Source organism: Vibrio splendidus, from assembly GCF_002873455.1.
Lineage (GTDB): Bacteria > Pseudomonadota > Gammaproteobacteria > Enterobacterales > Vibrionaceae > Vibrio > Vibrio splendidus_J.
Genome location: NZ_MCUN01000001.1, coordinates 295,547 through 321,747 on the forward strand (window position 1 = coordinate 295,547; position 26,201 = coordinate 321,747).

The following is a 26,201-nucleotide window of genomic DNA, read 5'->3' on the forward strand; positions in this document are numbered from 1 at the left end:
GGGAGGGTAGATTGGCTTCAGATTAAAAAAATAGAAGAACGTGTTATGTCTGAACTCCATATAAGCCGCCCTAAGATATCTACATCGCAGATCAACCCTGCGGTTTCTCTGTCTATCATTGTGCCTTTTTACGATGAACAAGAAGTACTGGAAGAATTCCACTCTCGCCTTACTAAAGTGCTTGATAGCTTGCCCATCACCAATGAAATCGTTTATGTCGACGACGGCAGCAAAGACAGCAGCTTGGAGTTGGTGAGTTCATTTACTTCAATCAACAGCTCAATTTCTGTTATTGGTTTAAGCCGTAACTTTGGTAAAGAATCAGCGATGAGTGCAGGTCTTGAGCACTGCCGTGGACAAGCGGTTATTCTGCTCGATGCCGACTTACAAGACCCGCCTGAGCTTATCCCGCAAATGATTGCCAAATGGCGTGAAGGTTATGATGTGGTCAATATGCAGCGCAGTCAACGTGACGGTGAGACGTGGTTTAAGAAGTTTTCAGCCGCAAGTTTTTACAAAGTCATGAACGTAGCTGCGAAGATTGATGTTCCCGAAAATGTCGGTGATTTTCGATTGTTAAGCCGAGAAGTTGTCGACCATATTAATCAGCTTCCAGAACGTAACCGCTACATGAAAGGCATATTTTCTTGGCCGGGTTTCAGACAAACGATGATCCAATTTAAGCGAGATGCTCGCTTTTGTGGTGAAACCAAGTGGAACTACCTAAAGCTTATCGGTTTGGCGATGGATGGCATCACATCATTCTCTATCCGACCACTGCGTATTGCGACGGCCATTGGGGGTTTAGTGGCTCTTACTGCTTTTGTGTATGGCGTCTTCATCGTATTCAAAACCATGATGTTTGGCGAGCCTATCACGGGCTACCCGTCAATGATGGTGGTGCAACTTGCCCTAGGCGGCATTCAACTTCTGAGCATTGGTTTAATGGGGGAGTACATAGGTCGTATTTTCATTGAAACCAAGAATCGTCCTCTGTATCTGATCCAATCGGTCGTCGATACTCCTGCATTGAAAACACATTTTAAATTAGAGGAGTCAGCATGAGCCTGAACAGAACGCACCTATGGTATTTGTTGGCTTTTGCACTGGTTCTAAGGCTCTTATCTTTAGCGACGTATCCATTAATGGACACCACAGAAGCACGCTACGGGGAGATGGCTCGTTTGATGGTGGAAACTGGTAATTGGTTAACCCCACAGTTTGATTACGGTATTCCTTTCTGGGGCAAGCCACCGTTGTTCACATGGATGAGTGCAGTTGGCATTGAGTTGTTCGGCTTGAGTGAGTTTGCTGTGCGTGCTCCGCATTGGTTAGCTGGTTTCGCGACAATTTTGTTGGTTGCTTACATGGCTAAGCGAACGGGTCAAAGTGCCTTGGTCGCTGCGGTTGTATTAGCGACATGCAGTATTTTCTCTGTCGCGGCGGGTGCCGTCATGACAGACATGGCATTAACGTTAGCCATGACTATTGCGATGCTGGGTTTTTACCTATGTTGGCTAGGAGGAGAGGATAGGGAAAGAGAAGGAAGTTCGAAACCCAATAGAGTTTGGGGCTATGTCGGTTTCATTGGACTAGCACTAGGCTTGCTTGCAAAAGGGCCTGTAGCGATTGTGATTATGGGTATCGCAGTTTTCCCTTGGTTAGTATTACAACATGGCTTTTTTGGCGCTTTTAAAGTGCTTTGGCAACGCTTTCCATTGTTGTCTGGTTTAGGTGTAATGCTGGCGATTGCCTTGCCTTGGTACATCATGGCCGAAATGGCAACACCGGGTTTTATTGATTACTTTATTGTTGGTGAACACTTTAAACGTTTTGTTGTGAGTGGTTGGGAGGGCGATTTATACGGTTCAGCCCATGACCAGGCGAGAGGCATGATTTGGCTGTTTTGGCTTCAAGCGGCTGCGCCATGGTCGATTGTGTTGCCTATTTTGGCGTTTACTCGACGCCAGAAAATTACAGAAATTAATAATGAAAATCATGGCTTGTTTTCATTCCTAATGTGCTGGTTGATTTCACCTCTGATTCTTTTCACTATGGCGGGCAATATTCTCCCAGCTTACGTCCTGCCAGGTATTCCGGCCCTTGGCTTGTTGATTGCTATGCTCGTAGTGGAAAAAGATAAGAAGTGGTTTTCGAGCGTGGCTTTGGTTCTACCTGTGCTGCTAATGATTGCGATGGTCTACCTGAATCTCGGTAAAGCGAACGAGAAAAGTGACCGTATTATCTTCGAACAAATTACGGATTCTGCGCCAAGCTTTTACGTGGGTAAACGACCATTCTCAGGGCAGTTTTATAGCCATGGGCAAGCAAAAAGACTACTTGATATCGAACAGCTTGATGGCATTGATAAGTTCTATCTGATTGGTAAAAGAGCGGAAGTAGAAACCAAGATTAAAGACAACGCGTTAACGTGTATTTTGGAACCGACAGTCACAATAAAGCGCGACTTATTCAGCTGTCATAGCCAAAACATCAAACCAAATTTGTCGTTGAGTCATACTCGAAGTGAAAGTGATGTTCAGCGTTAACTCAGGGCTGCGAATGATTCAGACACAAAGCCAAAGGCTTCAGTCCCATCACAAGATGGTTCGGTTTGCTATGGTTGGTGTTGGCGGGTTTGTTGTTGATTGCTTAGTTTTTACATTGCTCCATTACGTTATTGGGTTGCCTTTAATGACTGCGCGAATTGGTTCCTTCATTGCTGCTGCAACGACAACGTGGTTTGGCAATCGAGTGCTGACCTTTGAGTTCAAAGGGCAGGGTAATTGGTCTGAAAAACTGATTCAGTGGCAAAAGTTCATGTTCTCAGCGTCGATATCAGCGGTACCTAATTTACTGTGCTTTAAGTTGATGACGGAATTACTGCCAGTGTTTACTGGTGTTGTATTTATTGCCATGGCGGTTGGTATCTTGGTGGGTATGGTCACTAACTATCTGTTTAGTCAATATTGGGTCTTTACCCGTTAGAATTCCTGTAATCACATAACCAAGTGAAACCTTTGGGTAGCTCATTAGTAACAGGTGCAAAAAAGCGCAGCTAAATAGCTGCGCTTTGTATTTTTATGATGACCAAGTAAATGAAGTCGCTATATTAACGCTGTGTTGCGCGTTGGCGATTCTTTCCGTTACCCGCAGGTTTACCACCTTGACCATTGCCCGCTTTGTTGCGGTTGGGCTTGCCATTTCCGCCACCGTTGCCTTGCGATTGCTGACTAGCAGGTGCTTTTTTGATGAAGCCAGTCGCTGGTTTATTACCATTGCTGTTCTGCTTTCCGTTGCCCTGATTGCCGTTGCTTTGGCTACCTGTTGGCTTTTTACCACCCGGTTTAGGCTTATTGCCACCCGGCTTAGAATGGTTACGTGGGCTTTCGCCGCCAAGACCCGGTTGAGCTTTACTGTGCTTAGTTGCAAAGCGTTGTGAGCCGTGACGACCAGACTTACGACGCTGTGCTGGTGTCTGAGCTTCAAAATCTTCTTCTGGCACTAGGCAGTTTATTTTGTCACCAATTAGGTGCTTTTTGCCCATGCTGATCAGCGCTTCACGGATGATCTTCCAGTTTTCAGGATCGTGGTAACGAAGCAATGCTTTATGCAGACGACGTTGACGATCGCCTTTAGGCACTGGAACATCTTCACGTTTTTTGTATTTCACGCGTTTTAGAGGGTTAGTCTCTGAGTAGTACATCGACGTTGCATTACACATTGGCGATGGGTAGAAGTTCTGTACTTGGTCACACTCGTAGTTATGCTTTTTTAGCCACAACGCAAGGTTAAGCATGTCTTCATCTTCCGTGCCCGGGTGAGCAGAGATGAAGTAAGGAATTAGGTACTGTTTCTTACCCGCTTCAGCGCTGTACTTTTCGAACATCTCTTTGAAACGATCGTAAGTGCCCATGCCCGGTTTCATCATCAGATCCAGAGGACCTTTTTCAGTGTGCTCTGGAGCAATCTTCAAGTAACCACCAACGTGGTGAGTCACAAGTTCACGTACGTATTCTGGAGATTCAATCGCAAGGTCATAACGAACGCCTGATGCGATCATCACTTTCTTGATGCCCGGAACTTTTCTCGCTGAGCGATAAAGGTCAATGGTGTGCTGGTGGTCTGTGTTCAGTTTTTCACAGATTTTAGGGAACACACATGATGGGCGACGACAGTTAATTTCAGCTTTAGGATCAGAACAACCTAGGCGATACATGTTCGCCGTTGGGCCACCCAAGTCAGAAATGGTACCGGTAAAGCCAGGTACTTTATCTTTAATGTCTTCGATTTCATCCAAGATCGATTCTTTCGAACGGTTCTGGATTATACGACCTTCGTGCTCTGTGATTGAACAGAATGAACAACCACCAAAACAACCACGCATGATGTTAACCGAAGTCTTAATCATGTCGTATGCGGGAATCTTTGCTTTGCCATACATAGGGTGAGGAACACGCTTGTAAGCAAGACCAAACACATAATCCATCTCTTCAGTTGCAAGAGGAATTGGCGCTTGGTTTACCCATAGCTCGCGGTCACCGTGACGTTGAATAAGAGCACGACCTGAATACGGGTTGGTCTCTAGGTGCAGAATACGGCTAGCGTGAGCGTAAAGAATACGGTCATTATTTAACTTTTCGAAACCAGGAATACGAACAGCGGTTGTTTTCGCATCGTGACGAGAAGGGCGAATAGTAATTGGCTGCGCCTTTACTTCTTCTTTTTCATCTTTCTTGGTATCACACTGCGTTTCTACTTCGTACGGGTTAACCGGAACGTAGGCTTTGTTCGGTTTTTCGATACGAGAAGAATCGATAATTTTGTAACCTTCAGGCGCTGCAGGCAGGTTGATTGCAGTACCGCGAATATTTGTCAGCGTTGACATATCTTCGCCGTCGGCAATTCGGTGTGCGACTTCAACCAGTGCACGCTCAGCGTTACCGAAAAGAAGAATGTCTGCTTTTGCATCAAACAATACAGAGCGACGAACTTTATCAGACCAGTAGTCGTAATGCGCAACGCGGCGTAAGCTCGCTTCAATACCACCAAGAACGATTGGTGTGCCTTTATAAGCTTCACGACAACGTTGAGAATAAATCAGAGTTGCGCGGTCAGGACGCTTACCACCTTCATTGTTTGGTGTGTAGGCATCGTCATGACGAAGTTTGCGATCAGAGGTGTAGCGGTTGATCATGGAATCCATGTTACCCGCTGTGATGCCGAAGAATAGGTTAGGTTGACCCAGTTCCATGAAGGCATCTTTACTGTCCCACTTTGGTTGGGCAATGATGCCCACGCGGAAACCTTGAGCTTCAAGCAAACGGCCAATGATAGCCATACCAAAGCTCGGGTGATCGACATAAGCATCACCAGTTACAATAATAATGTCACAGCTATCCCATCCAAGAGCATCCATCTCCTTTCTACTGGTAGGCAAAAAGGGTGCTGTTCCGTAGCACTCGGCCCAGTATTTTTTGTGTTCGTGAATAGGAGTGATATCGCTGTACATATTTCAACCTCTGATTTTTGAGGCGGGAATTATAGCGGCATGAGGCTAGACTAGCCAGTAGAACATGCCCCTGTTAGTTCTGGTGTCTTTCGCTATATTACGATTAAAAGTGATTAAAGAGCCATACAACAGCATAGTTGAAGCCTTGAATAACGTCGCTAATTTGTGATTTTGATTAGTGTTCGCACCAGTTTTTGATATTATTCGCGAAAATAAGTCTGAACAAGTAGATCCACAATGGTCGAATCATTATTAGTACAATTTGCTCCCATGCTATTAGGAGCCCAACTGATCTTAACTTTAATCTTAGTGAAAGGTGATATTTGCCCTGGCCAACGTGGCCGTATTCACAAGATGTTACCTGCGATTGGCGTGCTTTGGCTCGCTGTTGCTTCATTAAGAATTGAAGCGTTTCTGATCGTATTCGCTATCTTTTACTTCTATTCTCAAGTTCAAACTAAGAAGACACGTGACTCTGGCCCTATCTGGGTGATGTATCTTGCGTGTGGTTTGGCGCTGTCATACGTCGCTATCCAAGCAAGCGAACAGGTAAATCCCGTAGGTATGATCGCAACTGTATTGCTGGTAGCTTTACTGGGTGCTTCTTTCGGACATTTACTGCTGACTATCGCAAGAACGCGCTTACAAGCATTTCACCGCGTTCTGCCTGTTGTGGGTGTGTTAACAGGTATGTTAGTGGTACTGGCGACGGTCGTTAATGTTTACTCCCTTTCTGAAGCTCAATTAGAGCCTGTGATTTCAACTCTGCTGTTTAGCTTTGCTTTGCTTATCTCATCTATCGTGGTGTGGTGTTGGCATCTACTGTTCGTTAAAACGCCTGAAAAGCTTCAGCTGACGATTTCATTGTTGATGTTATTGGCCGCGGCTGTTGGTTTAACGCCAGTTTGGGCACTTTAATTACGTACTTTTATTAATCACGCATTCTCATTAATCACGTACTCTCATTAAGAAGTGTGATCAGTTTTTTGGCATGGCATTGGTAAGCGTTCTAAACTTAAATCTAGTCGGTGTGTTCGTTAGGAGTTCGGGATGGATTTAAGCAACGTCAAAGGTTTCGATAGCATTATCTTGCTCGGGATCGTCAACGAAAAACTTCGTTTGGAATGCGATAGTTTTGAAGAGTTGGTCAGCATGTATGAAATGGATATAGAAAGTGTCGTCGGTAAGCTCGATATGCTTGGTTATCAATACGATCCATTAACTAACCAGTTTAAGTCTTATCCAAGATAAGCAGCAAACTGGCGCATCTTCTGTCGATTGTGACTTGGTTATCGAGAGTGAGTCAGGTATCGACTGTGAGCCAGTATCGTGAATATACAAGTACAGCCATTGCCGGTACTAAAGCTAAAAGAAAAAAGTCACAGATTATCTGTGACTTTTTTGTTTCTGGCGTTTATCTATCAGTCTTCACTCAGTCTTCACTCAGACTTGAATTAACCTCATAGAGAATCTCTTAAACGACCTCAATCCCATCTAGATGACTCTTACTCTGTTGTCTTGCTGTGCTAAAGAAAGCTTGCAGGTAACGTTTGTCTTTTTCTGAATTTCTTACTGCTGCAAACAGTCTTCTTGAAAGCCCGTTGCCCAGTGGTTTACTGGCGATTAACCCTTGTCTTGAAAACTCACTGATCGCCCAGTTTGGTAAGGCTGCAACACCTAAACCCGCCGATACCATTTGTACCAACATTAATGTGTTGTCTGCCTGTTTCCATTTTTTAGGCTCTACGCCTGCCGGCTGCAAAAAGTGCTTCACAACATCAAGACGCTGCTTTTGAACTGGATAAGAGAGCATCGTGATATCGCTAAGATCTTGCGGATCGATGCTTGGCTTTTCCGCCAAAGGGGAGTTAATAGCGGTGATTAAACGCATTTCAAAATCAAAGAGCGGTTCGTAATGGACCTCTGAACGCGGCTGAATGTCTGATGTGATCACCAAATCGAGTTCCCCAGCCATCAAAGCTGGTAAAGGTTCAAAACCAAAGCCTGATGAAAAGTCGAGCGTCACGCTTGGCCAAGCAACTTGGTACTCCTTTAAAGCGGGCATTAACCATTGGAAGCAGGAGTGACATTCGATCGCCATGTGCAATCGACCATTCACATCCTCTTTCAGGCTCGCGAGTTCGTTCTCTGCTTTGGCGATTCGTGGTTGTATCTCATCTGCGAGCTTAAGCAAGATCTCACCCTCAGAGGTGAATTTTACGGGCCTAGTTTTACGCAGGAAAAGCTGACCGCCAATACGAGCCTCAAGGTCTTTCAATTGATGCGAAAGCGCCGACTGAGTCAGATGAAGAGAAGTCGCAGTTGCGGTAAGCGATCCGCTGTCTCTTAAGGTGGTCAATGTTCGAAGGTGTTTAAGCTCTATCATGAGTATTCCTCATATTCCCTAAGCCAATTCAATATTTCTTAATAATCACCCTACGGTGTTTTTGCTCTCTTGTAAACGTCTAGATGTCCAGATGGATTTAAACTGTTCATCTTTGGATGATTCAAGATGAATATTATTAATAAACAAGATGAATATTTGGACGTTGTTCATAGATCGGATTAAGGCGATAGTTTAGCCATCCAGACGCCTTTGTAAAAAATACAATCATCACAGGCAGTCTGACCGGAAATTAAAATTATCGAATAAGGAACAGACTCATGACGACAACAACTCATATTCTTGGTTACCCACGCATTGGTGAAAAACGCGAACTTAAATTTACACTAGAAAAATACTGGCGCGGTGAGATTAACCAATCAGAGCTTAAGCAGCTCGGCAGCGAGCTAAGAAAGCGTAACTGGAATGTACAAACCGACGCGAATCTTAGCTTTGCAACTGCGGGTGACTTCGCATGGTACGACCATGTTCTGACGACGACTCTACTTCTAGGCCACGTGCCAAAGCGCCATGCTGGTGGTTCTGAAGATGAAAAAGCTTTCCCAGATTTAGATACCTTGTTCCGTGTGGGGCGCGGTCAATCTCAAACTCAAATACAATCTCAAACGCAGCCAACCTGTTGTGGTGGTCAACATGGTTTGGAAAGTGGCACAAAAGACAGCTCAGCGGCTTCTGACATGACTAAGTGGTTCAACACCAATTATCACTACATTGTTCCTGAGTTCAGCAAAGATGACTCTTTTGAAGTAAGTTGGCCGCAACTGTTTGATGAAGTGAACGAAGCGATAAAAGCAGGACACAAAGTTAAACCTGTACTTCTTGGACCACTCTCTTACTTGTACTTAGGCAAAGAAGTAGAAAAGGACTTTGACCGCTTATCTCTACTTCCACGTCTTCTTACCGCTTACCAAGCGATTTTGGCAAAACTCGCCAAGCTGGGTGTTGAGTGGGTTCAAATCGATGAACCCATTCTCTCTCTGGAACTTGAAACTAAGTGGGTAGATTCATTCAAACTGGCTTATCAAGTGATTCAAGGCGATGTAAAACTGCTGCTTACCACTTACTTTGATTCGGTGACTGACACGCTAGATAAAATCGTAGAACTGCCTGTCAACGGCTTACACATCGACTTGGCTGCAGCACCGCAGCAACTTGATGAAGTGGTAAATAAGTTACCGGAAGATTGGGTACTTTCTGCAGGGGCGATTAACGGTCGCAATGTGTGGCGTGCTGATTTGGCCACGCAACTGGAGCGATTACAGCCAGTGAAAGAGAAGCTAGGAGACAAACTGTGGGTGGCAAGTTCATGTTCACTGCTGCACAGCCCGGTTGATCTTGAATTAGAAGACTCGCTCAGCGAAGAAGTGAAGAGTTGGTTTGCCTTCGCTAAACAGAAAGTCACCGAGGTGAGTTTATTGGGGGCTGCGTTAGATGGCGATCATAATGCCATTTTAGCGTGTGAGACGTACAGCCAACCAATTGCTGCTCGTAAGAGTGCGACTCATGTGAATAAGCCTCAGGTACAAGAGCGCCTTAATACCATCACTAAAGCGTTAGCAGAGCGAAGTGCGCCTTATGCAGAACGTGCGGCGCATCAGTCTGAAGTTCTCGGCTTACCGTTGTTACCAACCACAACGATCGGTTCATTCCCACAAACAGGTGAGATCCGAGTTCAGCGTAGTGCTTACCGCACTGGTCAATTGAGTGAAGTGGAATACACCAACGCACTAAAAGGTCATATCGCGGATGCGGTCAAACGTCAGGAAGCCCTTGATTTAGATGTGCTTGTGCATGGTGAAGCTGAGCGTAATGACATGGTGGAATACTTTGCAGAAAACCTAGCCGGCTTCCAAACGACTAAGTTTGGCTGGGTACAAAGTTATGGCTCTCGCTGCGTGAAACCAGCAATCGTGGTTGCGGATATTGAGCGTGAAAAACCGATGACGGTGGAATGGTCTACCTATGCTCAATCTCTGACGTCAAAGCAGATGAAAGGAATGCTTACTGGGCCAGTGACTATCTTGTGTTGGACATTTCCGCGTGAAGATATCTCACGTAAAGAGATCACCAACCAATTGGCGTTTGCGCTGCGCGATGAGGTGTCGGATTTACAAGACGCAGGGATCAACATTATTCAAATCGATGAGCCTGCAATTCGCGAAGGCTTGCCGCTGAAAAAACGTGACCATGCAGAATACTTAGAGTGGGCAGTGGATGCTTTTAAGATTTCAGCCGCGAGTGCCAAGCCAGAGACTCAGATCCACACACACATGTGTTACAGCGAGTTCAACGAGATCATTGATTCAGTGGCTGCGCTAGATGCCGATGTGATCACCATTGAGACCTCTCGTTCGAACATGGAACTGCTCAAAGCATTTGAAGAGTTCAACTACCCGAATGCGATTGGCCCCGGTGTTTACGATATTCACTCGCCAAACATTCCTTCAGAAGAGTGGATTGTGGATTTACTTAAGAAAGCGGCAGAAAAAATCCCAGCAGAACGTTTGTGGGCAAACCCAGATTGTGGATTAAAGACTCGTAACTGGGCAGAGACAGAAGCGGCACTAACTAACTTAGTTTCGGCCACTAAGACACTGCGTAAAGAGTGGGAGTCGGCAGGAGTTTAAGCTTAGCTAACGTTAGGGTTTTATTACTCTCAAAAAACAAAGGCCTCGCAAATGCGAGGCCTTTCTGCTTGATGTTTGTTCGAATCTAGCTGCTGCTTTGGCAAGTATCTTTGCTGATCAGCTTCTCAACCATCAATTGTCCGCGTGTATTGCGAATCTTGATGTTGTAAGCCAAGCCCATGTCTAGGTTTGCTCTTACTTCTGAGTTGGTGCAGTAGCTATTCACACTCATATCTACAACTCGGTTTAAAGGCTTAGCACCTTTTGCATCTTGGTTGTAGATCATCATGATCTCAATCACGGTGTTTTTCGCAAGTACACGCATGACTGACAGTGGGCCATACTCAATCGGCAGGCCTGCAGATAAAACGCCAGCACGGTGTTGTGCCATCATTTCAAGTTGTCTTTGTTTGTCTTGCTCGCTTGAAGCACAGCCTGCAAGCAGAACCGCTGCCAGTGAGCCAATAATCCATTTTTTCACGTTAAAATACTTTCTTGAATGGTTTTACAATGACGTTTTGGTAGACGCCAGCATCAATGTACGGGTCTGCGTCAGCCCATGCTTGCGCGTCTTCTAAAGAGTTGAACTCAGCGATCACAGTAGAACCTGTGAAACCCGCTTCACCAGGGTTATCTGAATCGATAGCTGGCATTGGGCCTGCTGTTAGAAGTCGACCTTCATCGTGAAGTGTTTGTAGGCGTTCTAGATGCTGTGGGCGAACACTTAGGCGTTTTTCTAATGAATTTTCGACGTCTTGAGAAAAAATCACGTACCACATATTGAGATATCCTTATTTTACTTCACTAAATTGAGGGCGTTTAAATTCGCTATCTTGCTAATTTACGCGAACTAATTGGTATTGGAAGAGCTAATGATAAGAAATTGTGAAATGGTGCGGGAGAGCAGTATGGTCTTTAGCGATTTCATTCACTGAAACTAAAGACCATCTACATTAACAGCTTGGTGAAAAGTACTATTTGTTAATTGGACGAGGTTTACCGCCTTCGTCTACAGCAACGTAGTTAAATGTTGCACCACACACCTTGTAACGATCCCCGATGCCGTGATCAAGTACAGGTTTAACCCATACTTCTAGATCGATGTTCATCGAGCTACGGCCAATTTTAGTGCAGTCTCCATAAACACACACCACATCACCTACTGAAACCGGTTGTTTGAACTCGATACTCGATACTGAAACAGTGACAATCTTGCCGTTAGAGATCTCTTTTGCCAGTATGCCGCCAGCAAGGTCGAGTTGAGACATTATCCAACCACCGAAAATCTGGCCTGCTGCATTGGTATCAGAGGGCATCGCCAAAGTGCGAAGAAGTAAAGAACCAATCGGGTTCAAAGTTGATTGAATAGTCATTGTTGTACTCTTAATGGTATTGATTGTTTTAAATTTAAATAGATGTGTTTGCGGGACTCGCGGTGGTCGTATTTTTAACGTATTCACCGAACACAAACAATCAGTGGCCAATGATCACGAGTATCATTGGCCACTGTTAAATAGCATATTGGTAATAATTGTATCAAAAAGGGGATCAGGACTCATCCCTAAGGGTTACTTCTCGTCGGTATTTTTACCTGAGAGCTCTTGTTGCTTATCGTTTTGTTGAGTTTGGTCTTTTGATTGAAGCTGGTCTTTTGGTAAATGTTTATAGATATAAACACCCGTAAGCAAGGTAAATGCAAAGGTTGCGATGAGAAGGCCGAATACTTTGAAGTTGACCCACACATCTAATGGCAGGTTGAAAGCAACGTAAACATTGAGGATAGCACACAATGTGAAGAACAGAGTCCAAGCCCAGTTGATCTTGCCCCATACAGTTTCAGGAAGAGAGATCTCTTTACCCAACATGCCTTTAATCGCTGATTTGCCCATTAGGTGACTGACTGTCAGGCCGATAGCAAATAGCGCATAAACTATGGTCACTTTCCACTTAATGAAATTATCGTCATGCAAGAAGATGGTCATGCCACCAAATACGGCAACCATCAGAAATGTAATGATCTGCATTTTCTCTACTTTCTTGTAGATGATGTACGTCAAAACGATTTGTACTGCGGAAGCAACAATCAATGCACCTGTCGCTGTGTAGATGTCATACATCTTGTAAAGCGCAAAGAAAATAATGAGAGGAATGAAATCAAGGATTTGCTTCATGTGGCACTGACTATCCAGTTAGTTGAGTTGCAGACAGTCTAACGAAAACTGTCTCGATGCTAAATAGCCCGAGACAATTGGGTGCTAATTAATTTCATCTAATCGCTTTAACGAGTCGGAGCTTTTCATCATTGAGTTGAACCACGTTATCGCATTGATGCGGTTTGGTAACGAGGTATCAGCTTCTTGATATCTTCAAGGTAACCTTCGCTCTTTAAGCTGTCCAAGGTGTTTTCGAGTTCTTGTTCGCTCATGGCAAAACATGTCGATTTGCCTGTCGTTAGGTCAAGGTACTCGTGATATTCACGCTCTGTGAAGTGACCAATTCTGTCCATTAACAAGGTTTTGATTCCGTGGTGAATTAAGCCGTAATATGTATGTCTTTGTAAGGTCATAGCCTATCCTCCGTGACAAGTTGCAGTTACATCTTTGCAACCTGCTGTATATTGGTTGGGTTATCTATGACAAAGCAATTCGAATGCCATTTTCTCGAATTGAACAGAACAATTTCCCTACCAAATAGAATTGAACTTCTTTTCAAATAGTTAAAAGGAACGTCCGTTCTGATCTCTAAATACCAATACGAAGCTAACGTAAAATAGTTTTATTTTGAGAATCGTAAAATTCTCATTATGACTAGCTACTTGGGCCTTGATGCTTCTGAATGGGCAATTGTTATAGGCCGTGAGTCAACAAGCCAGTCAACCAATGTTGATAGGGAAGGGTTTTGACGGTTTTTAGGCTGCAGTAAAAAATAACCGTTGCCCGAAAATATGCTTCCTTCACTCACCTTAACCAATCTCCCTAAGTCGATGTCTTGCTTAGCGAGAGTGATGTCGCCTATCGCAATCCCAAAACCTTGTATTGCGGCATTCATCGCTTGATCGAGTGTCGCAAATTGTTGATTGTTCTTACTTGAAAGGTCATGACTTCCTATGTGCTCTAACCAAAGTCGCCAATCACTCTGCTCATTGTTTGCGTGTAGCCAAGTGTATTGAGCGAGCTTATGTGGCTTGATGATGGTCGACGCGTCACCTACAAGATGGCTCTGCATAATACTTTGCGCTTGGCAGACCGGAGCCAGCTGCTCGTTGAACAATAACTGGCTAACAATCGATTGTTGGTTTGGTTTCTTACCATAGGTGATTACGGCGTCGAACGGATCAAAGCTTGGTTCAAAAACGTGCTTAATGGTTGAGGTCAACTCTACATCAATTTCAGGAAAGGCTTGTTGAAATGACATCAGCTTAGGCAATAGCCAAGAGGTGATACAACTTGGTGCGTTGAGTTTGATCTTCGATGGAGAGCTTGCAACTTGATTTAACGCCGATTGCAGTTGTTGGATGGTATCTTGAATCAGCGGAACCAGTTCTTCTCCCTTGGGTGTTAATGACAACCCGCGAGCATGTCGGTAGAAAAGATCGCACCCGAGACTTTCTTCAAACGACAGCACTTGACGGCTTACCGCACCTTGCGTGACATTGAGCTCATGTGCTGCACGTGTAAAGTTGAGGTGTTTAGCTGTAGACAAGAACGCGAGCAGTGTTTTTGTTGAAGGGAGAGTTTTATTCATACTTTACCTATGACTTTTTATCATGGCTATTATGTGATTATTTCGATTCATTTATCAATAGTGTTCTGTTTGAATGTAAATACTTAATCATCATTTTTGATTCAATATGTGTATAAGCCACATATTTTGAATATGAAGGCAGTGGTGAAGGAATCGTAATTACATGAAAGGGATAGCTTCTTGACATCTTTTATTGATAGCTTAGTGCCACAGGCTGTAAAAAAATTAATACCTTATCAATCGGCAAGAAGAATTGGCGGCGATGGTCGTGTCTGGCTAAACGCCAACGAATTGGAAAGCTCGCTGTTTCAAGGAGAAATAAGCTACAACCGATACCCAGACTTCTTACCACAAGATATTGCTAAGGCTTACCAAGATTACTGCGGCACTGATGCCGCGACTGTTGCCGTTCGAGGAGCAGATGAAGCGATTGATTTGCTGATCAGAACCTTTTGCAAACCAGCACAAGACAAAATCCTCATTTGTTCCCCAACTTACGCAATGTATGAGTTTTGTGCCGATTCATTGGCGATCGATATCTTGGATTCTCCGTTGCAGGAAGATTTTAGCCTTGATATCGGTGATATTGTGCAGAAGTCTGAACTGGTTAATCTTGTCTTTCTTTGTTCACCAAACAACCCAACGGGCAACGTAATTCCAAAAGCTGACCTTATTGAGGTACTGGAAGGAACCGTGGGCAAATCGCTAGTCGTGGTCGATGAAGCGTATATTGAATTTGAACCTCAAACATCGGCTGTGAGCCTTATTGAGCGTTATCCGCATCTCGTCGTTATTCGTACTTTATCTAAAGCGTTTGGACTCGCAGCCGTACGTTGTGGCTTTATTTTGGCTAGCCCTAACGTGATGCAATACGTATCTAAGCTGATTCCCCCATACCCAATGCCAGATTGCTCTTCTCAGATTGTGTTAGAAGCTTTATCTGATGAGCGTGTTGCCGTGATGAAACAGGCGACCGCTAAACTGGTAGAGATTCGTAATCAGTTTGCTGCGGAGTTAATGCAGTTCGACTTCGTTGAACATGTTTATCCGTCATCGACCAACTTCATTTTACTACGTCAAAAATCGGGTCATGAAGTGTTCGGTGTATTGGCGAAGGATGGCATTGTGACCAGGAACCAAAATCACGAACCGGCTTTACGTAACTGCGTTCGAATCAGTATTGGTAGCCAAGAGAGTATGGCGGAAGTGATAGCGTCGCTTTCACGCTACCAAACCGAAATAAGAAAGAATCAGCAAGACAAACAAATTCAACAATCTCAACATAAAGAAACTCAATCTCAACTCGATAAAGATCATATCTAGGATGGCAATGATGAAAAAGATAATACTAGGACTCGCTTGTGCGGCCGCTTTACTTGGTACAACGGTACAGGCGAAAGAAATCCGTTTGGCGTCAGACTTTACGTATCCGCCATTCAACTATAAAAACAGTGACGGTGTGCCTGTCGGGTTTGATATTGAGATAGCTGATGCACTGTGTGATCAAGCTAAACTAGAGTGTACTTGGGTTTCACAAAGCTGGGATTCATTAATTCCTAGCTTGTTAGCAAGAAAGTCAGACGTGATTATGGCGTCGATGCGTATTACCGAAGAACGTAAAAGCAAAATCTTGTTCACCGATAAGTACTACCAAACACCTGCTGTATTTGTTGCCGCTAAAAGTGCAAAGTTTGATATTGATAAGCAAGGTCTTGATGGTAAAACCATTGGGGTACAACAAGGAACGATTCACGATCGTTACGTGACCGACAAGTTTGGCGATGTCGCAAACATCAAGCGTTACACTGGCCAAGATGAAGTTTATCTGGATCTCCAAAACGGCCGTCTAGATCTAACCTTCGGCAACTCAGATCAACTGTCATTGGCTTTCTTAGACAAGAAAGAAGGTGAGGGCTTTGAATTTAAAGGTAAAGCAGTAACCGACAAAGCCTACATTGGTGAAGGTACGGCGTTAGCACTAAGAAAGCAGGATTCAAAACTGGCTAAACAATTCAATGTTGCGATTGAAGAGATCAGAGCGAACGGTACTTATGACAAAATTGCGGCTAAGTACTTTACGTTTGATATTTATGGCAGTGATTTATAGCGACAAATGAGACAGCTTTCTTTTAGATACTACATAATGAATAGGGTGGTTTCAGTTGATTGAAACCTTTTCTGTGAGAACTTAATCCGAGGGCAAGTTAGCTCTCGGATTTTTTATTCTATCTATATGGCCAAATATGGATAGCTAAACATGACAAGACGTCTTCTGCTGCTCTGTTACGGAATGCTAACTCTGGCTTGAACAGCAAGTTTAAATCAGTACTTTTCAGCTTAATCTTCAACTGATTTTCTATTTCAAGCTAGATCTAACCAGCTTGTTTCTAGTTAGAAACCTTTCCAACTTATGCCATACCTCTAGATAATTCGTACAAATAAAGTCTTAAAATAACACAAAGCTATTGTGCTATTTGTAACTAAGTCTTTTTTTTGGTCTGCTTCAAAAAACAACGAAAATCAAAAATTATTGTGAAATTAGGTCGTTTTACGATCGAGCTTGCGGTCTCATATAACAAGTTTGATTGATATCACAATCGAATCATCTCTCTGATTGATTAATGAGCTTCAGACCACACTATTGTCACATCTTATTGTAATACAAAAACCATAAAGGTAAGAATATTGTAATGAAGCGTTACAGTTATGAGCAATATGCAATTGAACGTTAGATTTCAAGCTCAGCTATAACGCGCCATATACAAACTGTACCTCTTACAAAAATGGATTCTGGAGAAGAACATGAAAAAACACCTACTGACGATTGCAGCGGCTTCAATTCTTATGGCATTTGGCGCTCAAGCAAAAACTTTGACCTTAGGGCATGCAATGTCACTAGAAAGCGCAGCTCACCAAGGCATGGTGATCATGGCTGATAAAGTTAAAGAAAAATCGAATGGTGACCTTACGATTAAGATCTTTCCAAACGGTCAATTAGGCTCTGAACGTGACCAAGCGGAGCAAGTTGTTACTGGCGCGATTGATATGGCTAAAATCAATGGTGGGTTAGCTGAGTCTTTTGAACCAACGTTTAAAGTTAATGCACTGCCTTTCTTATTCCGTGACGTTCCACATATGAGAACGTTCATGCGAAGTGAAGCAGCACAAGAGATGTTGCTTTCAAGTGAAGGTAAAGGCTTCATCGGTCTTACATTTTATGATTCAGGCACACGTAGCTTCTACGCTAAAAAAGCCATTAACTCACCAGCTGATCTAGCTGGCATGAAAGTTCGAGTTCCTGGTTCTCCAACCATGATGGAAATGGTCAACCTATTGGGCGGTAAAGCAACGCCTGTACCCTTCAATGAGGTATACACGGCGCTGCAACAAGGCGTAATTGACGGTGCTGAAAATAATATTTCTAGCTTAGTTGAAATGAAGCACAGTGAAGTTGCCAAATTTTATTCTATGGACCAGCACATGATGACGCCTGATGTGATCATCATTTCTGAATACAAATGGGGTTCATTAACGGCAGAAGAGCAAAAAATCTTAAAAGAAGCTGCTGCTGAGTCTCTTGAAGAGCAGATCAAAATCTGGGACGCAACAGATGACATGAACAAAGAGAAAGGAATGAAAGAAGGCGTAACGTTTGTTGAAGTTGATAAAGCCCCTTTCCGTGCCGCTGTTAAACCTATGATTGATGAGGCGAAAAAAGATCCAAAACTAGCGCCATTCATTGAAAAAATTGAAGCTCTTTAATCAGTCTTAGTGAAAATATAATTTTGCCTTGGCTTTGCTAAGGCAAAATTTTTTGAGGTATCACACCATGTTAGCAACTTTCAGAAACCTACTTGATAGGCTGATTCTTTTTGTCTCTTCTTTTGCACTAATGTTACTTGTCGTTACTGTCACTTGGCAGGTCTTTAGTCGTTATGTTTTGAATGATCCAAGTAACTGGACTGATGAACTTGCTCGTTATGCGATGGTATGGCTTGGCTTATTAGGAGCAAGCTACTTATTCGGTATCAAAGGACACTTAGCAATAACGTTATTGGATGGTTATCTTAAGGGTAAAGCACATATCGCATTACATGTGCTCATCAATTTCATTTCTGGCGCATTTGTATTTCTAGCAATGCTTCAAGGTGGCATCGCCTTAATGGGAAGAACCACACAACAACTCTCTCCAGCACTGCAATTACCGATGTCGACGGTTTATTCAATATTGCCGATTTCAGCCGTTATTATCCTCATCTATTTGGTCATGAATACGTTTGATCTTTTTTGTGAACCCAACAAAAAGTAAGTTTTAAAAGGACTCTATATTATGGATTTGTCCATTGGTGTTTGGCTGCTAGGCCTATTCTTATTCATGATCGCGATTAGCATGCCCATTGCGATTGCAATTGCCATGTCATCTTTAACGATCATGTATTTCATCTTACCGTTTGAAGTCGCCAGTATTACTGCGGGTCAAAAAATCATTACCGGTATCGATAGTTTCAGTTTATTAGCCATCCCTTTCTTTATCCTTGCTGGGAATATAATGAATGTGGGCGGCATCGCGAGTCGGCTTATCAATCTTGCAAAGCTCTTGGTTGGTTGGATTCCGGGATCACTTTTTCACGTGAACATCTTCGCCAATATGATGTTTGGCGCCGTTTCAGGATCAGCCGTTGCAGCAGCTGCTGCGGTTGGCAAAACCTTAGGCCCTGAATTAGAAAAAGATGGCTATGATAAAAACTTAGCAACAGCAGTAAACGTTGCATCTTGCCCGGCAGGCTTACTAATACCGCCGAGTAATTCATTGATCGTATTTTCAGTAGTATCGGGCGGAACATCCGTTGCGGCGCTGTTTATCGCAGGTTATGTTCCAGGTATTTTAATGGGCTTAAGTTGTATGGTCGTCGCCTATTTTATCGCTAAAAAGAAAGGCTACAAAACAAGTGCGAATGACGGCTTCACAGCAAAAGATGTGCTGAATATTGTTTGGCAAGCAACGCCAAGCTTAGGGCTTATTGTTGTTGTTATTGGCGGTATTATTGGTGGTATTTTCACTGCAACAGAAGGGGCATGTATAGCGGTTCTATACTCTTTTATACTGTCACTCTGTTACCGAACCCTCAAATGGGCGCACTTCCCGATAATTTGTAGAGAAACGGTTCAGGTCACTGGCATTATGCTGTTCTTGATTGGTGCTTCTACCATCATGTCATGGGCAATGGCGTTTACCGGTCTACCAACCATGATCAGCGATTGGATGCTCTCTATTTCAGATAATCCGATTATCATCTTTATTCTGATGAACCTGATTCTACTGATTGTGGGTATGTTTATGGATCTTACGCCCGCCGTATTGATCTTTACCCCTATCTTTATGCCGATTGCTGAGCATTTAGGTATGCATCCAATTCACTTTGCGATGATGATTATCTTCAACTTATGTATTGGTATTGCAACGCCACCCGTTGGCACGGCGCTATTTGTAGGTTGTAGTGTCAGTGGTTCCAAGATTGAGAATGTTATAAGAAGTATCATGCCGTTTTGTGCCGTATTGATCGTCACATTGTTGGCCATTACTTTTATTCCTGAAATTAGTCTGGCTCTGCCTCGTGCGTTTGGATTAATCAATTAACCTTACAAGAGTACGATTTACCGGCTGAATATTGATCGCCACGTAATAAAAAACCGCCTCATGAAGGCGGTTTTTATTTATCAATCAAACTGAAGCTTAATATTACGCTTGCTGTTTTTGTAGCTCAGCTTCTTTCGCTTCGTCTTCGATTAGAGAATCAACGATGACTGCACATGCTGCATCACCAGTGATGTTTAGAGCAGTACGGATCATGTCGAAGATACGGTCTAGAGCGAACAACAGAGGTAGACCTTCAATAGGGATACCAGCTGCTAGAAGAACCGCAACCACTAGGAAAGAAGGGCCTGGAACACCTGCTTGACCAACTGCGCCTAGAGTTGACGTTACGATGATAGCAACGTAAGCGCCCATAGATAGGTCGATGTTGAACAGCTGTGCGAAGAAGATAGCAACTAGGCCGTAGTAAATTGCATTACCAGACATGTTGATCGTCGCACCAAGTGGCAGAACGAATGAAGCCGTAGAGTTACGAACGCCAAGTTCTTTCTCTACCGTTTCCATTGTTACTGGTAGTGTCGCCATTGAAGATGCTGTTGATAGTGCAACCGCTTGAGGCTTCTTCATTGCCACTAGGAACTTCTTAGCTGAAGTCTTAGTGAAGATTTGAATCATCAGTGGATAAGCAACAAAGCCGAAGATAAGAATCGCAGCGATGTAAACAATGAACAGCTTGAACACGACCATAAGCGCACCAAAACCAAACGTACCTACTGCTTCAGCCATTAGGCCGAATACGCCAAGTGGTGCAATGATCATAACCTTGTTGATCATCCATACCATAGCGTCAACGATAGCATTTACACCGTTGATGATAGGGTCACGTTTCTCTTTTGCTTGTTTAGAAATCGCAATACCAAAGAATAAGCAGAAAACGAGAATTTGCAGAATGTTTGCTTCATTCAATGATTGGAAAACGTTGGTAGGGATCATGCCAGTGATGGTTGCCCAGAACGTTGGAAGCTCGCCTTTCGCAGCGTATTCTGAAGAGAACATACCTTCAACGCCAGACACATCGATACCACGACCTGGTTCGAACACTTCACCCATTACAAGCGCTAGTGCTACAGCAAGTGCAGACGTTAGTGCGAAGTAACCCAGTGTTGTTACACCGACTTTGCCAGCCGATGAGCTATTTCCTAGACCAGCAGCACCTGAAATTAAGGCAACCGCGACTAGAGGAATAACCAGCATCTTGATCAAGTTGATGAAGATAGCACCCAGTGGAGCGAACATTGTTGCGCTGTCACCCATCATCGCGCCGACAGCGGTACCGATGATCATTGCAATAACGACTTGAACGCCGATGTTGCTTAGTAAACTCTTTTCTTTTAACACTTCCATAACCTCTGTGCTACTAAATATAAAAATCCCAGAACTACTCACCAATGTACGATGTACCATTGGATTAATATTTCGCGACGAGTTTTACACGTATCCTTTACATTTATCAATATGAGTGGAGATGAAAGTCTCTTAAAAACCGGAGCTGAATCGCTATTAGGTGTTTTTTTATACCAAAGCAAACGTTTGCCTTGGTTTTAGGTTGATGCGTTATTTGTTTAATTTATAAAAGGTTTGATCGATGTGATTTTGTGAATGCTTTTCGTGAGGTTCTGATAACTCATTTTTATTAACATTTAATCTTCATTGATGAGTACTTTTCATACAAACCTAGAAAGGGAGGATATGAGATGTTTGTTGTGTGAAATTTAACCTGAACTATGCTTAAGGTATCTATTTATTACCAAGATGTTACCTCTGCGCTTTAAATAAAACGTCTATCTAGCATCTCAGTTGTAAGGAGAGGGGCTATGACTTTTATATTAAAGTACTTGTTTGCGTTTCTTCTGTTGTTCAGCTCTGTGTTCGCTCAGGCCGATGATGTCTGGGTGATTGATGTGAACGGAGGGATAGGTCCGGCGACCAGTGATTACCTCACTAGAGAAATAGAACAAGCTCACGATGAGCAAGCCAAGCTCATCATTTTGAAAATGAACACGCCCGGTGGGTTAGATTCGTCGATGCGTGACATTATTCGATCCATCACCACGTCACCGATTCCGATAGCTACTTGGGTTGGGCCTGCGGGTTCAAGAGCAGCGAGCGCCGGAACCTATATTTTACTTGCCAGCCATATTGCTTCCATGGCGCCCGGAACTAATCTAGGTGCAGCAACCCCTGTGTCTCTTGGTGGCGGTAAAGCACCGACTAATCCCTTATCACCTCAAGATGATACCAATAAAGACGACAACACTTCTGCGAGTGAGCAAGACGCAACGAAACAAGAGAACTCAGATCAAGTAACAGCCACCACTGCGATGGAAAAGAAAGTCATCAATGATGCAGCGGCTTACATTGTCAGTTTGGCTAAACTGCACAAACGTAACGAAGAATGGGCAGAAAAAGCGGTAAGAGAAGCGGCGAGTTTGGATTCTGAGAATGCACTCTCGCTTAACGTGATTGATTTTATTGCCAGCGACCTTCAGCAATTGGTTGAGCTGAGCAACGGACGCACCGTCACCATCAACGGTGTCAGTCAGGAAGTCCAACTTAGTGGTGTTGCTTTTGTCGAGCGAGAACAAGACTGGCGCTTTAGTTTGCTTTCGGTGATCACGAACCCGAACGTTGCATATATTTTGATGCTGATTGGTATCTATGGCTTGTTACTCGAATTCTATAACCCCGGCGTCGGTTTACCCGGTGTATTGGGAGGGATCTGTCTGTTACTAGCGATGTATTCTTTACAAATGCTACCGGTGAGTTACGCAGGCCTTGCTTTAATCCTATTGGGAATTGCCTTAATGGTCGCAGAGGCCTTTAGCCCGAGCTTCGGTATTTTCGGTTTAGGTGGCGTCGCTGCGTTTACGCTCGGTTCAATCATGCTGATGGATACTGAGGTGCCGGGTTATCAAATTGCATTGCCGCTAATCATTGGGATCAGTTTGTTCTCTGTCGCCTTTATCGTCATAACTATATCCATGTTAGTTCGAGTGAGAAACAAGCCAGTGACTACGGGGATGGAAGCGGTTGTCGGCGACACAGGCAAAGTTGTAAGCGGCTTCCCCGGTGCGGGTCGAGTATTGGTTGAAGGTGAGATCTGGCAAGCCAAATGCGCGAGTGAATTGCAAGCGGGGCAGCTTATTAGAGTGACCAAGCTGACTGGGCTATCTTTGGATGTTGAGGTGTTGCCCGATGAGACATCATCGAAATCTGGTTAGCACGAACTGTTAGTGTGGAATGCTAGGACAAACGTTATTGAATTATTAATTGCTTAACCATCGTTACCATTAGGGGGCGGTTATGTTTATACACACTATAGGTATTGTCATTGTGCTCGTTATCTTGTTGATAGCCAGCATGTTCAGAGTACTGCGCGAATATGAACGTGCAGTGGTGTTTTTCCTTGGGCGCTTTTACGGTGTCAAAGGGCCGGGGTTGATTATCATCATTCCTTTTATCCAACAAATTGTACGAGTGGATCTACGAACTATCGTGTTGGATGTTCCAACACAAGATTTGATCACACGCGATAACGTGTCGGTCAAGGTGAATGCCGTGGTGTATTTCCGAGTACTGGATCCGAAGATGGCGATCAACAACGTGGAGAACTATCTTGAAGCGACCAGTCAACTGTCACAAACGACGCTGCGTTCGGTGCTTGGTCAGCATGAGTTGGATGAGCTGTTATCTGAGCGTGAAGAACTCAATAGAGACTTACAAGCGATCTTGGATCAACATACCGATAATTGGGGGATCAAGATTGCCAATGTCGAGATCAAGCATGTGGATCTGGATGACAGTATGGTGCGAGCTCTAGCTAAGCAAGCCGAGGCGGAACGTTCACGTCGAGCTAAGGTGATCCATGCAACAGGGGAACTAGAAGCATCAACCAAGCTGAAAGAGGCTGCAGAGGTTCTTAATCAAGCGCCGAATGCGATTCAGCTACGTTACATGCAAACACTAACAGAAGTAGCCAATGAGCGAACCTCTACAATCATATTCCCAATGCCGATCGACCTGGTCGAGAAGATAACCGATCCGATCAAAACGACACTCAATGAGGCAGCAATCAAGAAAGCGATGAAAGCCGATGAGTGATTGGCTCAAATGAAAAGCAATAAAAAAGGCTCCACAGTTGTGGAACCTTTTACTATTTGAGTCATTGGTTTTATTTAATGACCATTGATTACGAGCGTCTATTTAATGACCGTCGATTATTTCTGCGTAGCGGCTTTCATTGGCGTTACGAACTCCGCAAGTGCTTTAAGCATTGCTTCTGGTTGTTCAACGTTGTTTTCAATGATTTTCACAACCGCTGAACCAGAGATAGCACCTGCAGCGCCAGCTACAATCGCTTCTTTCACTTGTTCAGGAGCAGAGATACCGAAACCAAGCAGTGCTGGTGGCGCATCAAACTTGTTCAAACGATCAAGTAGGGCAGTCACAGGCATGTTTGCTTTTGTTTCTGCACCCGTTACGCCTGAGCGAGAAAGTAAGTATGTGTAACCGCCACCTAGCTCAGAAACTGATTGAAGTGTTTCATCGCTTGCTGTTGGTGGAGCAATAAAGATTGGGTGAACGCCAAACTTCTTAGCTGCCGCAACAAACTCGCCACTCTCGTTGGTTGGTACATCAGCAATAAGTACTGAATCGATACCTGCTTTTGCGCAGCGTTCGTAAAAATTTTCTATACCACGTGCGTAAACCAAATTTGCGTACATCAGTAGGCCGATTGGTAGCTCTGGGTATTTAGCACGAATTTGACCAATAAGATCAAAACACACATCGGGTGTTACTTTTGAATCTAACGCACGAATATTTGCGCCTTGGATTGTTGGTCCATCTGCAAGCGGATCTGAGAATGGAATACCAAGCTCAAGAGCATCAGCACCCGCTTCAACCAAGGTTTCCATGATCTTAAGAGACTGCTCAGGGTTAGGATCGCCAACCGTTACGAATGGTACAAATGCGCCCTGATTCTTTTCAGCTAAGCGAGTGAAGAGTGATTGATAGCGATCCATTATAATGCTCCTTTCTCTTTAAGAATGTCGTGTACAGAGAAAATATCTTTGTCACCACGACCAGATAAGTTAACGACTAATAGCTGTTCTTTCTCTGGGTCGTCGTGAGCCATTTTAACAGCGTGAGCCACAGCATGAGATGACTCTAGTGCTGCGATAATACCTTCTTTGCGTGCAATCAATTGGAAGGCTTCTAGCGCTTCATCATCGGTCACGTTGTCGTATTCTGCGCGGCCAATAGCATTTAGGTGCGCGTGTTGAGGACCAACTGATGGGAAATCTAGACCCGCAGATACAGAGTAAGACTCTTCTACTTGGCCATTCTCATCTTGCATCAGTGGTGCTTTCATTCCGAAGAAGATACCGGTTTTACCATGCTTAAGTGGCGCGCCGTGTTGGTCGGTATCAATACCTTTACCTGCAGGCTCTACACCGATCAGGCGAACAGATTCTTCTTCAATGAAATCAGCGAACATACCGATAGCGTTTGAACCACCGCCAACACAAGCGATAACCGCATCCGGAAGGCGACCTTCACGAGCTAGGATTTGGTTCTTCGTTTCTTCACCAATCATGCGTTGGAAATCACGAACAATCGTTGGAAATGGGTGAGGACCCGCTGCAGTACCCAATAGGTAGTGCGCGTCTTCATAAGTTGCAGACCAGTCACGTAGCGCTTCGTTACATGCATCTTTTAGTGTTGAAGAGCCAGAATGAACAGGGATAACCTCTGCACCCATTAGCTTCATACGGAACACGTTAGGGCTTTGACGTTCAACGTCTTTTGCACCCATGTAAACACGACACTTAAGACCTAATAGAGCACATGCTAGAGCTGTTGCTACACCGTGTTGCCCTGCGCCAGTTTCAGCGATGATTTCCTGCTTACCCATGCGTTTTGCTAGCAATGCTTGGCCAAGAACTTGGTTTGTCTTGTGAGCGCCGCCGTGAAGGAGATCTTCACGCTTTAGGTACAGTTTGGTTTTTGTACCTTTAGTCAGGTTACGCGTTAGCGTTAGTGCCGTTGGACGACCTGCGTACTCTTGCAAAAGCGTCATGAATTCGCTGCGGAACTCAGGATCAGCTTGTGCATCGATAAATGCTTGTTCTAGTTGGTCTAGTGCTGGCACTAGGATCTGCGGTACGTATTGACCACCGTATTCACCAAAGTAGGCATCGAGTTTAGCCATTGTGTTATTCCTTCAATTCTATCGATGTGTATTCACACCAAGTC

Annotated in this window: 24 protein-coding genes; 13 read left to right on the top strand and 11 right to left on the bottom strand. The window is 44.0% G+C overall.

Going from position 1 to position 26,201, the window contains the following annotated elements; translation table 11 throughout:
- The first annotated feature begins 45 nt into the window (after window positions 1–45).
- From BCU75_RS01240 to BCU75_RS01250, 3 genes are read left to right on the top strand one after another with little or no spacing between them, the layout of a single operon-like run.
- Window positions 46–1,065 carry a glycosyltransferase family 2 protein gene (locus BCU75_RS01240; RefSeq protein ID WP_102464336.1) on the top strand — a complete coding sequence of 340 codons (1,020 nt, stop codon included), beginning with the start codon at window positions 46–48 and terminating at the stop codon, window positions 1,063–1,065.
- Window positions 1,062–2,549, top strand: coding sequence for an ArnT family glycosyltransferase (locus BCU75_RS01245; RefSeq protein WP_102472720.1), 1,488 nt, complete (start codon window positions 1,062–1,064; stop codon window positions 2,547–2,549). Before BCU75_RS01240 ends, BCU75_RS01245 begins: the two co-directional genes overlap by 4 nt.
- Window positions 2,536–2,988 carry a GtrA family protein gene (locus BCU75_RS01250; protein WP_102472721.1) on the top strand — a complete coding sequence of 151 codons (453 nt, stop codon included), beginning with the start codon at window positions 2,536–2,538 and terminating at the stop codon, window positions 2,986–2,988. The genes BCU75_RS01245 and BCU75_RS01250 overlap by 14 nt, the downstream gene beginning before the upstream one ends.
- Before the next feature lie 124 nt (window positions 2,989–3,112).
- Here the strand turns inward: BCU75_RS01250 and BCU75_RS01255 are convergent, their stop codons facing one another.
- Entirely contained in the window at window positions 3,113–5,419 is a 2,307-nt protein-coding gene (locus tag BCU75_RS01255) for a YgiQ family radical SAM protein (protein WP_241905339.1), read from the bottom strand.
- Window positions 5,420–5,749: 330 nt separating this feature from the next.
- Between BCU75_RS01255 and BCU75_RS01260 the strand changes: the two genes are divergently transcribed.
- Together BCU75_RS01260 and BCU75_RS01265 are read left to right on the top strand one after the other, a co-directional pair.
- Window positions 5,750–6,430 (top strand): hypothetical protein, encoded by a 681-nt coding sequence (locus tag BCU75_RS01260; RefSeq protein WP_076678949.1) that lies wholly within the window; start codon window positions 5,750–5,752, stop codon window positions 6,428–6,430.
- Between the two features lie 132 nt (window positions 6,431–6,562).
- Entirely contained in the window at window positions 6,563–6,763 is a 201-nt protein-coding gene (locus BCU75_RS01265) for a DUF4250 domain-containing protein (protein ID WP_017076390.1), read from the top strand.
- A gap of 223 nt (window positions 6,764–6,986) precedes the next feature.
- Here BCU75_RS01265 and BCU75_RS01275 read toward each other — a convergent pair whose 3' ends face one another.
- Window positions 6,987–7,898, bottom strand: coding sequence for a LysR substrate-binding domain-containing protein (locus BCU75_RS01275; RefSeq protein WP_017111000.1), 912 nt, complete (start codon window positions 7,896–7,898; stop codon window positions 6,987–6,989).
- A 278-nt stretch (window positions 7,899–8,176) separates the two neighbouring features.
- Between BCU75_RS01275 and metE the strand changes: the two genes are divergently transcribed.
- The gene (gene metE, locus BCU75_RS01280; protein WP_102472723.1) at window positions 8,177–10,543 is read left to right on the top strand and encodes a 5-methyltetrahydropteroyltriglutamate--homocysteine S-methyltransferase; all 2,367 of its coding nucleotides are present in this window, start codon (window positions 8,177–8,179) and stop codon (window positions 10,541–10,543) included.
- 85 nt (window positions 10,544–10,628) lie between these two features.
- Here the strand turns inward: metE and BCU75_RS01285 are convergent, their stop codons facing one another.
- The 6 genes from BCU75_RS01285 to BCU75_RS01310 form a co-directional block, all read right to left on the bottom strand.
- Window positions 10,629–11,024, bottom strand: a complete 396-nt coding sequence (locus BCU75_RS01285) for a GspS/AspS pilotin family protein (protein WP_102472724.1) — start codon at window positions 11,022–11,024, stop codon at window positions 10,629–10,631.
- A 1-nt stretch (window position 11,025) separates the two neighbouring features.
- Window positions 11,026–11,322, bottom strand: a complete 297-nt coding sequence (locus tag BCU75_RS01290) for a YciI family protein (protein WP_004741234.1) — start codon at window positions 11,320–11,322, stop codon at window positions 11,026–11,028.
- 195 nt (window positions 11,323–11,517) lie between these two features.
- The gene (gene yciA, locus BCU75_RS01295; RefSeq protein WP_010438001.1) at window positions 11,518–11,916 is read right to left on the bottom strand and encodes an acyl-CoA thioester hydrolase YciA; all 399 of its coding nucleotides are present in this window, start codon (window positions 11,914–11,916) and stop codon (window positions 11,518–11,520) included.
- Window positions 11,917–12,111: 195 nt separating this feature from the next.
- Window positions 12,112–12,714 carry a septation protein A gene (locus BCU75_RS01300; RefSeq protein ID WP_076678946.1) on the bottom strand — a complete coding sequence of 201 codons (603 nt, stop codon included), beginning with the start codon at window positions 12,712–12,714 and terminating at the stop codon, window positions 12,112–12,114.
- Between the two features lie 146 nt (window positions 12,715–12,860).
- Entirely contained in the window at window positions 12,861–13,109 is a 249-nt protein-coding gene (locus BCU75_RS01305; RefSeq protein ID WP_102472725.1) for a hypothetical protein, read from the bottom strand.
- Between the two features lie 245 nt (window positions 13,110–13,354).
- On the bottom strand, window positions 13,355–14,287 hold the full coding sequence (locus BCU75_RS01310) for a LysR substrate-binding domain-containing protein (RefSeq protein WP_102472726.1): 933 nt from the start codon (window positions 14,285–14,287) through the stop codon (window positions 13,355–13,357).
- A 180-nt stretch (window positions 14,288–14,467) separates the two neighbouring features.
- On the opposite strand from BCU75_RS01310, the gene hisC reads away from it, so the two are divergent.
- The 5 genes from hisC to BCU75_RS01335 all read left to right on the top strand — a co-directional run bounded on the left by hisC (window position 14,468) and on the right by BCU75_RS01335 (window position 19,925).
- Window positions 14,468–15,610 carry a histidinol-phosphate transaminase gene (gene hisC, locus BCU75_RS01315; RefSeq protein ID WP_102472727.1) on the top strand — a complete coding sequence of 381 codons (1,143 nt, stop codon included), beginning with the start codon at window positions 14,468–14,470 and terminating at the stop codon, window positions 15,608–15,610.
- Window positions 15,611–15,620: 10 nt separating this feature from the next.
- On the top strand, window positions 15,621–16,394 hold the full coding sequence (locus tag BCU75_RS01320; RefSeq protein WP_076679097.1) for an ABC transporter substrate-binding protein: 774 nt from the start codon (window positions 15,621–15,623) through the stop codon (window positions 16,392–16,394).
- A gap of 695 nt (window positions 16,395–17,089) precedes the next feature.
- Window positions 17,090–18,049, top strand: coding sequence for a TRAP transporter substrate-binding protein (locus BCU75_RS01325; protein WP_017076380.1), 960 nt, complete (start codon window positions 17,090–17,092; stop codon window positions 18,047–18,049).
- 67 nt (window positions 18,050–18,116) lie between these two features.
- Window positions 18,117–18,596, top strand: coding sequence for a TRAP transporter small permease (locus BCU75_RS01330; RefSeq protein ID WP_017094468.1), 480 nt, complete (start codon window positions 18,117–18,119; stop codon window positions 18,594–18,596).
- A 21-nt stretch (window positions 18,597–18,617) separates the two neighbouring features.
- The gene (locus BCU75_RS01335; RefSeq protein ID WP_017078210.1) at window positions 18,618–19,925 is read left to right on the top strand and encodes a TRAP transporter large permease; all 1,308 of its coding nucleotides are present in this window, start codon (window positions 18,618–18,620) and stop codon (window positions 19,923–19,925) included.
- A gap of 102 nt (window positions 19,926–20,027) precedes the next feature.
- Here the strand turns inward: BCU75_RS01335 and BCU75_RS01340 are convergent, their stop codons facing one another.
- Window positions 20,028–21,347: a dicarboxylate/amino acid:cation symporter gene (locus BCU75_RS01340; RefSeq protein ID WP_339385704.1), complete on the bottom strand. Its 1,320-nt coding sequence runs from the start codon at window positions 21,345–21,347 to the stop codon at window positions 20,028–20,030.
- Between the two features lie 410 nt (window positions 21,348–21,757).
- Between BCU75_RS01340 and BCU75_RS01345 the strand changes: the two genes are divergently transcribed.
- Window positions 21,758–23,164: an NfeD family protein gene (locus BCU75_RS01345; RefSeq protein ID WP_102472729.1), complete on the top strand. Its 1,407-nt coding sequence runs from the start codon at window positions 21,758–21,760 to the stop codon at window positions 23,162–23,164.
- Window positions 23,165–23,246: 82 nt separating this feature from the next.
- Window positions 23,247–24,044, top strand: a complete 798-nt coding sequence (locus BCU75_RS01350; protein ID WP_102472730.1) for a slipin family protein — start codon at window positions 23,247–23,249, stop codon at window positions 24,042–24,044.
- Between the two features lie 116 nt (window positions 24,045–24,160).
- Here BCU75_RS01350 and trpA read toward each other — a convergent pair whose 3' ends face one another.
- Both trpA and trpB read right to left on the bottom strand, forming a co-directional pair.
- On the bottom strand, window positions 24,161–24,967 hold the full coding sequence (gene trpA / locus BCU75_RS01355) for a tryptophan synthase subunit alpha (RefSeq protein WP_017080965.1): 807 nt from the start codon (window positions 24,965–24,967) through the stop codon (window positions 24,161–24,163).
- The gene (trpB, locus tag BCU75_RS01360) at window positions 24,967–26,157 is read right to left on the bottom strand and encodes a tryptophan synthase subunit beta (protein WP_010438034.1); all 1,191 of its coding nucleotides are present in this window, start codon (window positions 26,155–26,157) and stop codon (window positions 24,967–24,969) included. Before trpB ends, trpA begins: the two co-directional genes overlap by 1 nt.
- Window positions 26,158–26,201: the final 44 nt, after the last annotated feature.